13 protein-coding genes are annotated in these 13,224 nt (G+C 73.8%); 5 read left to right on the top strand and 8 right to left on the bottom strand.

Features of this window, described 5'->3' with window-relative positions:
• Positions 1-6: 6 nt before the first annotated feature.
• Positions 7-804 carry a lipoyl(octanoyl) transferase LipB gene (gene lipB, locus ACFYNP_RS07100; RefSeq protein WP_388783384.1) on the bottom strand — a complete coding sequence of 266 codons (798 nt, stop codon included), beginning with the start codon at positions 802-804 and terminating at the stop codon, positions 7-9.
• A gap of 232 nt (positions 805-1,036) precedes the next feature.
• Here lipB and ACFYNP_RS07095 point away from each other — a divergent pair, with 232 nt between their 5' ends.
• The gene (locus tag ACFYNP_RS07095) at positions 1,037-2,485 is read left to right on the top strand and encodes a regulator (protein ID WP_100576877.1); all 1,449 of its coding nucleotides are present in this window, start codon (positions 1,037-1,039) and stop codon (positions 2,483-2,485) included.
• Between the two features lie 90 nt (positions 2,486-2,575).
• Here the strand turns inward: ACFYNP_RS07095 and ACFYNP_RS07090 are convergent, their stop codons facing one another.
• A complete protein-coding gene (locus tag ACFYNP_RS07090; RefSeq protein ID WP_388783382.1) occupies positions 2,576-3,892 on the bottom strand; it encodes an NAD(P)/FAD-dependent oxidoreductase in 1,317 nt (438 codons plus the stop codon).
• Positions 3,893-4,349: 457 nt separating this feature from the next.
• Positions 4,350-5,249, bottom strand: coding sequence for a TIGR01777 family oxidoreductase (locus ACFYNP_RS07085; protein ID WP_388783379.1), 900 nt, complete (start codon positions 5,247-5,249; stop codon positions 4,350-4,352).
• A gap of 36 nt (positions 5,250-5,285) precedes the next feature.
• Here ACFYNP_RS07085 and ACFYNP_RS07080 point away from each other — a divergent pair, with 36 nt between their 5' ends.
• Both ACFYNP_RS07080 and ACFYNP_RS07075 read left to right on the top strand, forming a co-directional pair.
• Positions 5,286-5,813, top strand: coding sequence for a GNAT family N-acetyltransferase (locus tag ACFYNP_RS07080; protein WP_388408311.1), 528 nt, complete (start codon positions 5,286-5,288; stop codon positions 5,811-5,813).
• Between the two features lie 44 nt (positions 5,814-5,857).
• Positions 5,858-7,141: an amidohydrolase gene (locus tag ACFYNP_RS07075; RefSeq protein WP_388783377.1), complete on the top strand. Its 1,284-nt coding sequence runs from the start codon at positions 5,858-5,860 to the stop codon at positions 7,139-7,141.
• A gap of 9 nt (positions 7,142-7,150) precedes the next feature.
• Here ACFYNP_RS07075 and ACFYNP_RS07070 read toward each other — a convergent pair whose 3' ends face one another.
• Positions 7,151-7,813, bottom strand: coding sequence for a TetR family transcriptional regulator (locus ACFYNP_RS07070; protein ID WP_388783374.1), 663 nt, complete (start codon positions 7,811-7,813; stop codon positions 7,151-7,153).
• Positions 7,814-7,980: 167 nt separating this feature from the next.
• On the opposite strand from ACFYNP_RS07070, the gene ACFYNP_RS07065 reads away from it, so the two are divergent.
• Entirely contained in the window at positions 7,981-8,784 is an 804-nt protein-coding gene (locus tag ACFYNP_RS07065) for an SDR family NAD(P)-dependent oxidoreductase (RefSeq protein ID WP_388408319.1), read from the top strand.
• 88 nt (positions 8,785-8,872) lie between these two features.
• Here ACFYNP_RS07065 and ACFYNP_RS07060 read toward each other — a convergent pair whose 3' ends face one another.
• Positions 8,873-9,394 (bottom strand): DUF4240 domain-containing protein, encoded by a 522-nt coding sequence (locus ACFYNP_RS07060; RefSeq protein ID WP_388784257.1) that lies wholly within the window; start codon positions 9,392-9,394, stop codon positions 8,873-8,875.
• Positions 9,395-9,492: 98 nt separating this feature from the next.
• Complete coding sequence (locus tag ACFYNP_RS07055) at positions 9,493-10,365, bottom strand: winged helix-turn-helix domain-containing protein (RefSeq protein WP_388408322.1); 873 nt, start codon at positions 10,363-10,365, stop codon at positions 9,493-9,495.
• A 259-nt stretch (positions 10,366-10,624) separates the two neighbouring features.
• Here ACFYNP_RS07055 and ACFYNP_RS07050 point away from each other — a divergent pair, with 259 nt between their 5' ends.
• Complete coding sequence (locus tag ACFYNP_RS07050; RefSeq protein ID WP_388408325.1) at positions 10,625-10,852, top strand: hypothetical protein; 228 nt, start codon at positions 10,625-10,627, stop codon at positions 10,850-10,852.
• A gap of 40 nt (positions 10,853-10,892) precedes the next feature.
• Here the strand turns inward: ACFYNP_RS07050 and ACFYNP_RS07045 are convergent, their stop codons facing one another.
• Both ACFYNP_RS07045 and ACFYNP_RS07040 read right to left on the bottom strand, forming a co-directional pair.
• Entirely contained in the window at positions 10,893-11,804 is a 912-nt protein-coding gene (locus ACFYNP_RS07045; protein WP_388408327.1) for a FadR/GntR family transcriptional regulator, read from the bottom strand.
• 76 nt (positions 11,805-11,880) lie between these two features.
• Positions 11,881-12,969, bottom strand: a complete 1,089-nt coding sequence (locus ACFYNP_RS07040) for a helix-turn-helix transcriptional regulator (protein WP_388783371.1) — start codon at positions 12,967-12,969, stop codon at positions 11,881-11,883.
• Positions 12,970-13,224 lie beyond the last annotated feature (255 nt).

The following is a 13,224-nucleotide window of genomic DNA, read 5'->3' as shown; positions in this document are numbered from 1 at the left end:
GGCCGGTCAGGCCGAGGCCCGCTCGACCTCGCGGGGGGCCAGTTCCGCGTGCTCCAGGATGTCCTTGAGGTGGCGCTCCACCACGGGCAGCACCTCCTCGATCGTGACCTCGCGGCCCAGTTCGTACGAGAGCGACGTCACACCCGCGTCGCGGATCCCGCACGGCACGATCCGGTCGAACCAGGTGTTGTCCGGGTTCACGTTGAACGAGAAGCCGTGCATGGTGACGCCCTTGGCGACGCGGATGCCGATCGCCGCCAGCTTGCGGTCCTCGCGGCGCTGGCCGGCGTTGGACGGCGCGTACTCGGGGCCGTTGAGCCGGGGGTCGAACTCGTCGTCGTTCAGACGCGGGTCGAAGTCGAGGGAGAGGCCGCCGGGCTTCGGGCGCTGCTCGACCGGGTCGCCGAGCACCCACACCCCGCTGCGGCCCTCGACCCGGGTGGTCGCGAGACCGAAGTCGGCGGCGGTGCGGATCAGGGCCTCTTCGAGACGGCGTACGTGCGCGACGACGTCCACGGGGCGCGGGAGCTTCTGGATCGGGTAGCCGACCAGCTGGCCCGGGCCGTGCCAGGTGATCTTGCCGCCGCGGTCGACATCGATCACCGGGGTGCCGTCCAGGGGGCGCTCGCTGTCCTCGGTGCGCCGGCCCGCCGTGTAGACCGGGGGGTGCTCCAGCAGGAGGCAGGTGTCGGGGACCTCGTCCGCGAAACGGGCCGCGTGCACCCGGCGCTGCTCGTCCCAGGCCTCCTGGTACTCGACCGCGTCCTCGCCGAAACCCAGCCGGACAAATCGCAGCTCGTTCACTCCAGCTCCCCTGTCGAACTTCTCGGATGCCATCGATGCGCGCCCTCAATCACTGTACGACCGTGTTCGACAACCCCCGCACGCCCCCCGGAGCCCGGCAGAAACGGCACGTCACCACACGATCGGATGAATGCGGGGCGAAGGTGGCGGCACCGGCCGTATTGACCGCTAAATTCTCGCCGTTCCATGAGGGCTGCAAGGTTGGCCCGGAAGGCAGGAGAACGCAGAGCTGATGACGGAACGACCCTCGCAGCGCACCCCCAACCGCCAGCTCGCCACACTCATCGCGGAAGCCGGGTTCTCCAACGCGGGGCTCGCCCGTCGCGTTGACCAGCTCGGTCTGGAGCACGGACTGGACCTGCGCTACGACAAGACCTCGGTCACCCGGTGGCTGCGCGGCCAGCAGCCGCGCGGCACCACACCCGCGCTGATCGCCGAGGTGTTCACCCGGCGGCTCGGCCGCCGGCTCTCCGCACAGGACCTCGGTCTTGACGCCTGTGCGCCGGTGTACGCGGGCCTGGAGTTCGCGGCGACGCCCGAGGAGGCCGTGGACATCGTCAGCGGCCTGTGGCGCAAGGACTCGGGCAGCCACGCCGAGCTCCGCAAGATCGCGTTCACCCCGGCGGGCCTGGTGGTCCCGAGCCGGGACTGGCTGATCGGGCGGGCCGACGACCGGGTGGGGCGCGGTGAGCCGGCCCCGCCGGGCAACGTGACCCGCATCCCGGTGCAGGGCCGGCCCACGGTGCCCCGCCAGCGCACCACCGACCGGGGGCCCGGACAGCGGGTGACCGGCGGGGACATCGCGGCGCTCCGTTCGGTCGGCGAACTGTTCCGCACGCTCGACCACGCCTACGGCGGCGGCCACGCGCGCCAGGCCCTGGTGCGCTATCTGGAGCACGAGGCCGAGCCGATGCTGCGCGGCAGCTACGGCGAGAACGTGGGCCGCCGGCTCTTCGCGGCCGCCGCGGACCTGACGAGACTGGCCGGCTGGACCTCGTACGACATCGCGGCGCACGGGCTCGCGCAGCGTTACTTCGTGCAGGCGCTGCGGCTCTCGCAGGCGGCGGGGGACCGGGCGTACGGCAGCTACGTCCTGGTCACCATGAGCCGGCAGGCCGTCTATCTGGGACACGGCCGCGAGGCGGTGCAGCTGGCCCGGGTCGCTCAGCAGGGTGTGGGGTCGGCGGCGCCACCGGTCGTGCAGTCACTGCTCAACGCCGTCGAGGCGCGGGGGCACGGGGTGCTGGGCGAGGTCCGTGCGTGCACGGCCTCGCTCGCGCGGGCCGAACGGGCGCTGGAGAGCGCCCGGCCCGGCGACGACGTGCCGCACTGGGGCCGGCACTTCGACGAGGGGCAGCTGGCCGACGAGTTCGGCCACTGCCACCGCGATCTCCAGCAGTACCGCGCGGCCGCCCAGCACGCGGAGCGCTCGCTGCAACTGCGCGCGCCGGGCTATGCCCGCTCCCGGCTGTTCTGCCGGGTCGTCCTCGCCACCGCCCGGCTCGGGCTCGGCGAACTCGATCAGGCCTGCGCCCTGGGCGCGGAGGCGGCGCAGCAGGCCAGCGAGATGCGGTCGGCGCGCGCGGTCGAGTACGTGCGCGACTTCGAGCGCCGTCTGGAGCCGTACCGGGACGCGGCGGCGGTCCGTACCTACCGGGACCGGGTGGCCGCCCTCGGCTGAACCGCCCCTGGCCGTGGACGTCTCCGGCCGGAGACGTCCACGACCGGGCTCCTTGGGCCAGGGGATGTCTCCGGCCGGGCGCGCCCGGCCTCAGGCCGCCTTGTGGATCACCTCCGCCGTCGCCCGCCAGGACGGGACGCCCAGGTCGGCGAGGATCGCCCGGGCGGCCCGGCGGCCCGAGTACAGGGCGCCCTGGACGGTGCTGGTGTCGCGGTGGTCTCCGCAGACGTACAGGCCGGCGAGCAGCCGGACCTGGCGGCGCAGATCGTGCGGGGCCGGCATCGAGGGCACGGCCTGCGGGGTGTGGTGCACCGCGAGCAGCTCCCAGTCGTCCGTGGACGTGGCGTACAGACGCGCCAGTTGGCGGCGTACGGCGTCCTCCAGGTCGGCCGGCGGGGTGCCGAGCACGGTCGAGGTGATCAGCGCCCGGCCGTGCGGCGCGCGGCTCGGGTCGACCTCGCTCATCACCGAGGTGTACGCCACCGGGCCGCTGCGGTCCGCGTCCAGGAGCAGCGCGGGGTCGGCGAGCGGCGGGCGGGGCGCGGTGTGGTGCAGCACGGTGAGCGGATGGAAGCCGGGGACCCGCAGGCCGGGCAGCAGTTCGGCGGCGGCGGGGGCGTCGGTGGCCAGGAGCAGCGAACGGCAGCCGAGCACGCCGTGATCGGCGGTGGTGACCGAGGTGGTGGCGACGGAGGTCACCTTCACACCGGTGCGCACCGTGCCGGGCGGCAGCCCGGCCGCGAGCAGCTCCGGCAGGGTGGCCGCGCCGCCCGCCGGGACGCACAGCCGGCCCCGGGCGAAGCCGCGCAGCGCGAGGTCGGCGCAGCGGCTCGACGTGGTCAGCTCCGGGTCGCACAGCAGGGCGGAGAGCAGCGGGCGGACGAATCCGTCCAGCGTGCGGGCGGGCAGGCCCCGGCTCAACAGGGCCTGTCCTGTGGGGAGTTCAGGACGGGCGATGAGCCGCTCGACCGGGGTCGCGGCGAGCTTGGCCAGTGCCTTGCCGAGCCGCGCCTGGTCGAGCGCGCCGCCGAGCGGGGTGGGCGTGCCGCGCGGGGCGCTCGCCCGGGCGCGCGCGGCGGCCAGTGCGCCCCGTGCGCTCCCCGTCGTGCCCGCCCGGTAGTGGCGGCCCTCGCTGTGCACGAGGACGCCGGGTGCGAAGGGGCGCAGCGGCAGGTCCTCCAGGCCCGGGGTGCGGGTCAGTTCCGGGTACGAGGTCGACAGCAGCTGGCCGATGCGGTCGAGGCGGAAGCCGTCGACGTGGGCGGTCGACATGCGGCCGCCCACATCGGGGGCCGCCTCCAGGACGCTGACCGTGACTCCCGCGCCGGTCAGCTGATGAGCCGCTGACAGGCCCGCGAGCCCGGCCCCCACGATGAGTACGTCCGCATGGTGTGCGGTACTGAGCACGTGGCCCTCCCCGAGGTAGGCGCGGTCGGTGGAGGCCTCATGCCCCCAACTGGCCCACGGAATGCCGGAGTTCGGGGAGAGAGTAGGTAGGTTCTCCGGCTTCGCGCTGCGCGCGTGCGGGTGGGCGTGGGCGCACGGCGGGCGCACGGCCCCCCTCCCGGGGGCTCCGCCCAGCCCCCGGGCGCCTTTGCCGCTCTCCCGCCCGTGGCCCGGGGTTGGTCGGTTCCGGGCCACGGGGGCTCTGCCCCCAGAACCCCGTTCGCGCCTCAAGGGCGCTCGTCCTCCACCGCCGGACGGGCTGAAATCCCTCCACCGGCCGGCGCCGAGGCCCTCACGGGCGCGGGGAACCCTGCGATCGGGCAGGCGCGATCGGGCAGGCGCGGTCCGCGGGCGCATGCGTGGGCGGTGTCCACCCGGACCGGGGCCGGGGCGGAGCCCCGGGGCGCCGCCCCCGGGGTCAGGCCAGCGCCGCGCCGATCGCGTCGTCCACGCTCGGGAACGCGAACGCGAAGCCCGACGACAGCAGCCGGGACGGCAGGACGCGTTGGCTGGACAGGATGTCCTCGGCCGCTTCGCCCAGGGCCAGGCGCATCGCGGGGGCCGGGACCGGGAAGAGGGCGGGGCGGTGCAGGAGCCGGGACATCGCCGCCGTCACCTCGGCGTTCGTGACCGGCTCGGGCGCCGTCAGGTTCACCGGGCCGGAGAGATCCTCCGCGTCCAGCAGGAACCGCAGCGCCGCCACCTCGTCGTGCAGCGAGATGAACGACCAGTACTGGCCACCGCCGCCGAGCCGGCCGCCGAGCCCCGCCCGGAACAGCGGGATGAGCTTCGCCCACGCGCCGCCCTCGCGGGCCACCACCAGGCCCGTGCGGGCGAACACCGTGCGGATGCCCGCCTCCTCGGCGGGGGCCGCCGCCTCCTCCCACTCCACGCACACCCGCGAGAGGAACCCCTCGCCCGGCGGCGCCGACTCGTCCACCGGCCGCCCGCCCGTGTCGCCGTAGTAGCCGATCGCCGACCCGCTGACCAGCACCTTCGGCGGTGTGTCCAGGGAGGCCAAGGCCTCGGTGAGCGCGGCCGTGCCGAGCACCCGGCTGTCCCGGATCTCCTTCTTGTACGCGGCCGTCCACCGGTGGTCGGCCACGCCCGCCCCGGCCAGATGCACCGCCGCCTCGCAGCCGGCCAGGCCCGCCGCGTCCACGTACTGGCGTACCGGATCCCATTCCACCTCGTCGGGCGCGTCCGGCCGACGCCGTACCAGGCGCAGCACCTGGTGTCCGTCCGCCCGCAGCGAGCGCACCAGCTCCGCACCGATCAGTCCTGTCGAACCCGTCACCGCGATCTTCATGAGGTCCATCCTCGCGCGCCCCGGCCCGCATGGCACAGTGGCCGCATGCCTGAGTCGTCCACCGAGCCCGGTCGTCCCGCTCCTTTGCGCATACGGCCCGCCCGGCGCTCGGACGGCGAGGCGCTGGGCCTGCTCACCCGGGACGCCTGGTCCCCGCTGCACTCCGTGCAGCCCCGCCCGGTCCCGCCGTACGAGCCCTTCTTCGACGAGCGGCACCAGCCCGCGGACTACCTCGTCGCCGAGGCGGACGGGGAGGTCGTGGGGTTCCTCCGCCTGGTGCCGGCCACCTCGCTCCCGTGCAACAGCCACGTCCGCCAGATCCAGGGGCTCGAAGTCGCCGAGGCCGCACGCGGCCGGGGCGTCGCGCGGGCCCTGCTGCACGCCGCGTACGACGTGTCGCGCGGGCAGGGTGCCACGCGCATCACCCTGCGCGTCCTCGGCCACAACGCACCGGCCCGCGCCCTGTACGCGGCGGAGGGCTTCGCCGTCGAGGGCGTCCTGCCCGGGGAGTTCCTGCTCGACGGCGCCTGTGTGGACGACGTCCTGATGGGCCGGACGCTGCTCGACCGCTGACCATCGACACCGAATTCCCCGACCCCCGAAAGCAGGGCAGCTCCGTGTCAGACTCCTCCCCGTCCACTCCCTCGATCCCCTCTGCCAAAGCCGTCGCCGACACCGCCCGCGTCGCGCTGCGGGGGCTCGACGCGATCCGGGACGATCTCGCGGCCCTCTACCGCGATCTGCACGCCCACCCCGAGCTGTCCTTCGCCGAGCACCGCACCGCGGCCGAAGTCGCGCGCAGGGCAAGGGAGTTCGGGTACGAGGTGACCACCGGGGTCGGGCGCACCGGTGTCGTCGCCGTGCTGGCCAACGGGCCCGGGCCCACCGTGCTGCTGCGGGCCGACTTCGACGCCCTGCCGGTCGCCGAGCGGACCGGGCTCGGCTACGCCTCGACCGCCGAGGGAGTCATGCACGCCTGCGGCCACGACATGCACGCCAGCTGTCTGCTCGGCGCGCTCGGACTGCTCGCGGACGCCCGTTCGCTGTGGAGCGGCACCGTCCTCGCCGTCTTCCAGCCCGCCGAGGAGGTCGGGCAGGGCGCGCGGGCCATGCTCGACGACGGTCTCTACGAACGGTTCGGCACTCCGGACGTGGTGCTCGGCCAGCACGTGGGGCCGTTCCCGGCCGGGCTGATCGGCGCGCACGCGGGCCCCGCCTTCGCCGCCACCGACGCGCTCAAGGTCGTCATGTACGGCAAGGGGGCGCACGGTTCGCGGCCCGAGGCCTCCGTCGACCCGGTGGTGATGGCCGCGTCGACCGTGATGCGGCTCCAGACGATCGTCTCGCGCGAGATCCCGGGCGGCGAGACGGCCGTCGTCACCGTGGGCTCGCTCAACGCCGGGACCAAGGACAACATCATCCCGGACGAGGCCGAGCTCAAGCTCAACATCCGTACGTACAAGGAGGAGGTGCGCACGCGGGTGCTCGCCGCGGTCGAGCGGATCGTGCGCGGCGAGGCCGCCGTGGCGGGGGCCGAGCGCGAGCCCGACATCACCGGGATCGACTCGTTCCCGGTGCTCGTCAACGACGCCGAAGCGGTGGCCCGCACGATGGCCGCCGTCGGCGCGGTCATCGGCGACGGCCAGGTGCTCGACCCGGGGCCCGTGACCGGCAGCGAGGACGTCGGCCTGTTCGCCACGGAGGCCCAAGTCCCGCTCTGCTACTGGCTGTTCGGGGGTGCGGACCCCGAGGTGTACGGGGCGGCGTTCGCCGCGGGAACCGTCGACCAGGACATCCCGTCCAACCACTCGCCCTTCTTCGCCCCGGTCGTCGAGCCCACTTTGACCACCGGTGTCACGGCCCTGACCACGGCCGCGCTCGCCTGGCTCGACGCGCGGTAGCCGGGCCGCTCAGCGGCCCAACAGGCGCATGCCGCCGGTGAGTTCGCGCAGACAGCGGACCGCGAGCTCGGCGGGGGAGCCGGCGCCCGAGGCCGGGGCATCGGTGGCCGCCCAGGCCTCCAGGGCCACCCGGATCGCGCCGGTGGCCGCCGCCGCCACGAGGCGCACCTCCAGGGCGTCGGCCCGCGGCCCGGCGAGCCGGGTCAGCACGGGCAGCAGGCGCTCCTCGGAGTCCTGGTTCACCCGGTACCAGACCGCCCGCAGTGCCGCGTCGTGCTCGGCCGCGCGCAGCAGGCCCCGGGTCCATCGCAGCTGCTCCACGGCGGCCGCGTCGGGGGCCGAGAGGGCGCCCCGCACGGCGGCCTCCAGGGTCCCGGCGAGGGGTCCGGGCTCGGCGGCCTCCAGCAGGGCCCGCCAGCGTTCGGCGCCGCCCGAGAGCAGTGGGCCGACCGCGTCCTGCTTGGAGCGGAAATAGCGGTAGAAGGTGCGCAGCGCGACCCCGGCGTGCCGGGCGATGGCCTCGGCCGTGGTGCCGTCCGGCCCGTGCTCGGCGAAGAGCGCGGCCGCGGCCCGGGCGATGTCGAGCTGGGTCGCGGCCTTGCGGCGCTCGGTGAGCGAGGGGGCGGCCGCGGGGGTGGGCGCGGACGGGGGCTGCGGAACGGGGTGGGTCACTTCGTCAGCGTACGCCCGCGACCTGTGGGTGTGCATGGATTGACGTCGTGGCAAAACGTGCCATCCAGGCGTACGGTGGACGCCGGAAGCTGCCACCCCCCGGTGGTCGGACCAGGATGCTGCCGCCCCCGGCAGCCACCGGAGACATCGAGAAAGCTGGACCCGCGATGAGCGTGAACACCGTCACCGACCGCTACGAAGGCCGCCGCGCCCTGGTCACCGGGGGTGGCTCCGGCATCGGGCAGGCCACCGTGCTGCGCATGCTCGCGGAGGGCGGCCACGTGGTCGCCGCGGACGTCAGCGAGGCCGGCCTCAAGGACACCGCGGACAAGGCGGGCGCGGGCATCGGCCGGCTGACCACCCTCGTCGTGGACATAGCCGACGAAGCGTCGGTCACCGAGGGAGTCGCCGCCGCGGTCTCCGCGCTCGGGGGCCTGGACGTGCTGGTCAACGCGGCCGGCATCCTGCGCTCCTCGCACACCCACGAGACGAGCCTGGCCGACTTCAACCGGGTCGTCGCGGTCAACCTGACCGGCACCTTCCTGATGATCCGCGAGGCCATTCCGGCGCTGCTCGAAGGCAACGGCGCGGCCGTCGTCAACTTCAGCTCGACCTCGGCGGTGTTCGCCCACCCCTACATGGCGGCGTACGCGGCCAGCAAGGGCGGCATCCAGTCGATGACGCACGCGCTCGCCGCCGAGTACGCCAAGCAGGGCATCCGCTTCACCGCCGTGCAGCCCGGTTCGATCTCCTCCGGCATGACGGACGGATCCGGTGCCTCCCGTTCCAGCGTGGGTCCCGGCCTGCCCGCCGACGCCGACATGTCGCTCTTCGTGAAGCTCGCCCCGGCCATCGGCCAGGGCTTCGCGGGTCCGGAGACGGTGGCCTCGGTGGTCGCGATGCTGGCGAGCGACGACGGCCGCTTCATCACCGGCACCGAGGTCCGCGTCGACGGCGGCACGCACTTCTGACCGTCGGTGCGCACCTCTGGCCGACGGCCCGATTCCCGACCGCCGGTGGGCCACCGCGGCCGGGGGCGCGGCGGCCCGCCCCGCGGGCTCAGCCGGTGCCGAAGCGCTCCCACAGGCGCGGGAAGCGGGCCGCGAGCGCCGAGTCGTCCTCGAAGTCCAGCGGGGTCCCCTCGGGCTCCTCGGCCTGGGACGGAATGCCGAGGTCCGGCGCCTCGACGCCGGTGAGCTGCTCGTACGCCTCGTCCGCGGCGTAGCCGAGCTCCTCGCCGTCGCCGTCGACCTCCTCGTCGAACTCGCCGAGGAGGTCGGCGAGCGCGTCCGGGTCGTGCAGCGCGCCCTCGAAGACCTCGCGGCCCTGGCCGATGAGCCAGCAGCGGAAGTAGTCGAAGGCGTCGTCGCTCGCGCCGTCGAGCAGCACGGCCGCGGCTCCCCACAGGTCCCAGCGGTAGGCGCGGTTGTAGCGCGCCTCGAAGTGCCGGGCGAAGTCGAGCACGGAGTCGGGGTCGTACTGGAGCAGCCGGTCCACGAGCAGGTCGGCCTGTTCCTCGGGGTCGCCGTCGGCGGCCTCGCGGGAACGGTCGACGATCTCCCAGAACTCCGTCTCGTCCATCACGGAACCAGCATCATGGGTAGGGCAGGGCGGCGCACGCGGAGCGGCGTTATTCGTCCGGTTGCCGCTGACCGACGGCTCTCCTCCGCCCGGCCCGGCTACTCGTCGAGCGGGCGCAGCGGGGTCGCCACCGTCTCCCAGCGCGAGTCGAACCACGCCTGGACCTGCTGGAACTCCGCACGCTCCAGGGGGCGCGCCCCGTTGCCCTCCAGGGTGGCCGGGAACAGGGTGTCGCTGTGCAGCTCCAGTACCTCTATGGACGCGGCGTCCACCAGGATGCGGGTCTTGCGCAGGAAGTAGTAGCCGGTCAGCATCTGGGTGCCGTTGATGAGGTAGCGCTTCTCGCCGGGCACCGTCGGAAGGCCCCGGATCTCCACGGACACCGAGCCCACCGTGCCCTCCTCGGCCAGCTGGGTGAGCGAGTGGTGCAGCGCCTCCGCGTACATCCGGATGACCCGGCGCAGCCGCCGCAGCGGGCGCATGTCGTCCGGATCGTCGAGGTGGCGCGGGTAGGGATGGTGGGTGTCCAGGTCCGGCACCAGGACCCGTACCCGGACCGAACGGGGGGCCGCGCGGTCACCGAGCCGGATCAGCTCGGCCTGCTGCTGGACGGCGCGGGACAGCTCCTCGGTGTGCAGCGACCAGACGTCCAGGGAGACGTGCGGGGCCTCGAACGCCCGGGAGACGTAGTGGACCAATGGCCGCCCGATGGCAGCCTGGCGGGCCACCCGGGCGCCCCGCCCGGACACGCCCTCCTCCAGGAGCTGCTCGTCGCGCAGCAGCTGGAGCGCCTTCTGTACGGTGCCGCGTCCGCAACGGAAGCGGCGCATCAGCTGCTCCTGCTTGGGCAGCCCCTCGCCGGGCGCCGGCACCCCGTTCTGGATGTCCTGGCGCAGCGCGTCGGCGACCAATCGGTAGCGGGGGATCTCCCCGGCCTCGTCCCGGTCGGCCCCGTTGATGTGGGTCGTCACCCACAGAGGCTACAACTCGCGGTCAGGACAGGACAGATGGCTGCGGGCACCGGTCAACTGCCGCTGTTGACCGCTTGGTTGGGACAGATCGACGGGCAACTTCCCAATGGCATAGTCGTGTTGCCCAATATGCATTCGGTTGACCATAGATGGCAGCCATTCAGTCCGGGTAGGAGGAGGGCACACAATCGCCTGCCAATGAGGGTACCGAGCGTCACTCCACGCGGTCCGCGGCGGCGACAACCGGAGGAGGTGTTCCATGGGACTGGAGACACGCGTGCGAATCGTCCTCGAACTGCTGTCGAACGTGGGTGCGGTGTCCCTGCTCGGCCCCTCGGGCCTGCTGGTGCTCGCCCTGGGCGTGCTGCTCGCGAAGGGCGGCGGCGCGGACCGCGAACGGCCGGCGGCGGTGCCGGCCGGGCCGCGCACCAACCTGGTGTGCGTGGCGGCCGTGCTCCTGGTGATCGTGCTGATCGCCGCCCGCTGAACGGGACTTCACGGCGAGCGGCGCCCGCTCCGGATCCGGCTCAGTTCGGGTCCATGGGGCGGGCGATGGTGTTCCACAGGGAGTCGAACCACTGCTGGGTCTGTTCCACATAGCTGCGGGTGACCTGGTCGTCGTCGACCACGGTGTGCCGGAAGAGCATGCCCTCCACGCCGAGCATGTCGTAGATCTCGATCGGGTTCCGGTCGAGATCCACCGTGCGTTCGGTCACCTGGTAGTGCCCGGCGAGGACCTCGCGGCCGTTGAGGATGTACACCTTCTGCGTCGGAGTGATCGACACCTTGCGGGCCTCGACCGTCACGTCCGGGACCAGGTCCCGGACCTTCAGCATGCGCAGCGAGTGCCGCAGCGAGCCGTAGATGTGGTCGCTGGTGATCCGCAGCCGCTCGCGCGGCCGGGTGTTCCCCAGGTCGCCGATCACCTGGGGCAGCGCCAGGGGTGCCTCGGCGTCGGGCAGCAGGATGCGCACCGCGACGCGGCGCGGCCCCGCGCCCTCGGCCTGCACGGTGACGAGCGGGCCCGCCAGCGCCGCCGCCAGCGTCTCGCCATTGAGGCAGTACGCGTCGATGGTCACCTCGTCCTGGCGGAAGCACTGCGCCACCCGCTCGCCCAGGAAGACGCCCGCGGGCCGGGGTGAATGGCGGCGCGGCCCCGGCACCTCGCGTCGGTCCTCGGCGGATCGGCCCGGACTCGGCCGGGCCACCGTCGGCGGGGTGCCCTGCTGGGCCCGCCTGATCAGGCCTTCGCGCTCCAGGAGTTCCACGGCGCCGCGGACCGCGCCTCGCGGCACCGAGAAACGCTCGCTGAGCTGCGCCTGCGTCGGGAGGTGCTCACCGACCCGCAGCTCCCCGCAGGAGATGAGGGCGCGCAGACCGTCGGCGACCACATCCCGCGGACGACGCTGTCCATCGGTAGAAGCGCTGATTCCAGGCACGCGTCAAGCCTACAACGGCCTGCCAATGACGGCGAGTTGTCTGCCGGAAACTGCCCGTATCCGCCAATGGTCCGCGCTATTCGTAGAGTTGGCGCAGTCGGCGCGCCGCCTCCGTGAACCGCGTACGGAGTTCGGTGGGTTCCAGTACCTCCAACTCCGGTCCCACTGCCATGAGTTGGCTGTACGCCACATCCTGCGACTCGACCGGCAGGGTGAGGGTCAGCCGGCCGTCCTCGTCCGGCTCCCCGGCCCGCTCCAGGGCCTCGCGCACGAGACGCCGGTCGCCGGTGGTGTACGGCAGCAGGGCGGCTCCGGCCGATGAGACCCGTACGACCACCGTCTCCCTGAGTACCGTACGGGCGAACTCCTCGGCCCGGGCCTCCCAGAACCCCGGCAGGTCGAAGTCCTCGTCGCGCACGAAGCGGTCCTCGCCGACCGCGACCGCCGTGAACCGGTCGAGCCGGTACACCCGGAAGTCGCCGCCCTCCTCGGCGGCCCGTGCGCACAGGTACCAGACGCCCGCCTTCAGGACGAGGCCGTACGGTTCCAGGTCGCGCTCGACCTCGCGCCCGACCTCGCGCTCGACCTCGTGCTCGACCTCGCGCCCGACCTCGCGCTCGACCTCGTGCTCCATCTCGCGCTCCACCTCGTGCTCGACGTCACGCCTGGCCCCGCGGCGGACCGGGCGCCGGTAGCCCACCCGTACGCATCGGTCGTCCCACACCGCCTCGGCCACGGCGGGCAGCAGCTCGGGAGTCCCGGGCTCCTGCCACCAGCCGGGGGCGTCCAGGTGGAAGCGCTGGGCGGCGGTGGCGGGGGCGTCCTTGAGGGACGGGAGCAGGGCCGCGGACACCTTCAGGCGGGCGGCCGAGGCGGCGTCCTCCAGGCCCATCTCCCGCAGCGCGCCCGGCACGCCGGACAGGAAGAGCACCTCGGCCTCGGAGCGGGCCAGGCCCGTGAGACGGGTGCGGTACCCGCCGACGAGGCGGTAGCCCCCGGCCCGCCCCCGGTCCGCGTACACCGGGACCCCGGCCTCGGCGAGCGCCTGCGCGTCCCGGGTGACGGTGCGCTCGGACACCTCCAGTTCTCGCGCGAGCTCGGCGGCGGTCATGGCGGGTCTCGCCTGGAGGAGCAGCACCATCTTGATGAGGCGGGCAGCGCGCATGAGGCCATTCTGCGGGCTCGCCGCGCGGCTGTGGCCGTCTGTGGGGTTGCCCCGGCGGGGCGGGTTCGCGGCGTCTGCGCGGCTGCCGGCGGCGGGGCGGGCCTGTGTGTCGGTGTCCGGGCGGCCGTCCACGCGCGGCCCGCGGCCGAAGGCGGTCGTCTTCCGGGTGCGGGTCGTGCGTGGCCGGTCGCGCAGTTCCCCGTGCCCCCAACACCCCGGGCCCGGCCCGCGCCTGGACCATCGGCCCTGGACCAT

It is taken from the genome of Streptomyces sp. NPDC006691 (genome assembly GCF_042869955.1).
Taxonomy (GTDB): domain Bacteria; phylum Actinomycetota; class Actinomycetes; order Streptomycetales; family Streptomycetaceae; genus Streptomyces.
Note: the sequence above shows the minus strand (reverse complement) of the source record. Positions and strands in the feature narration are given on the sequence as shown.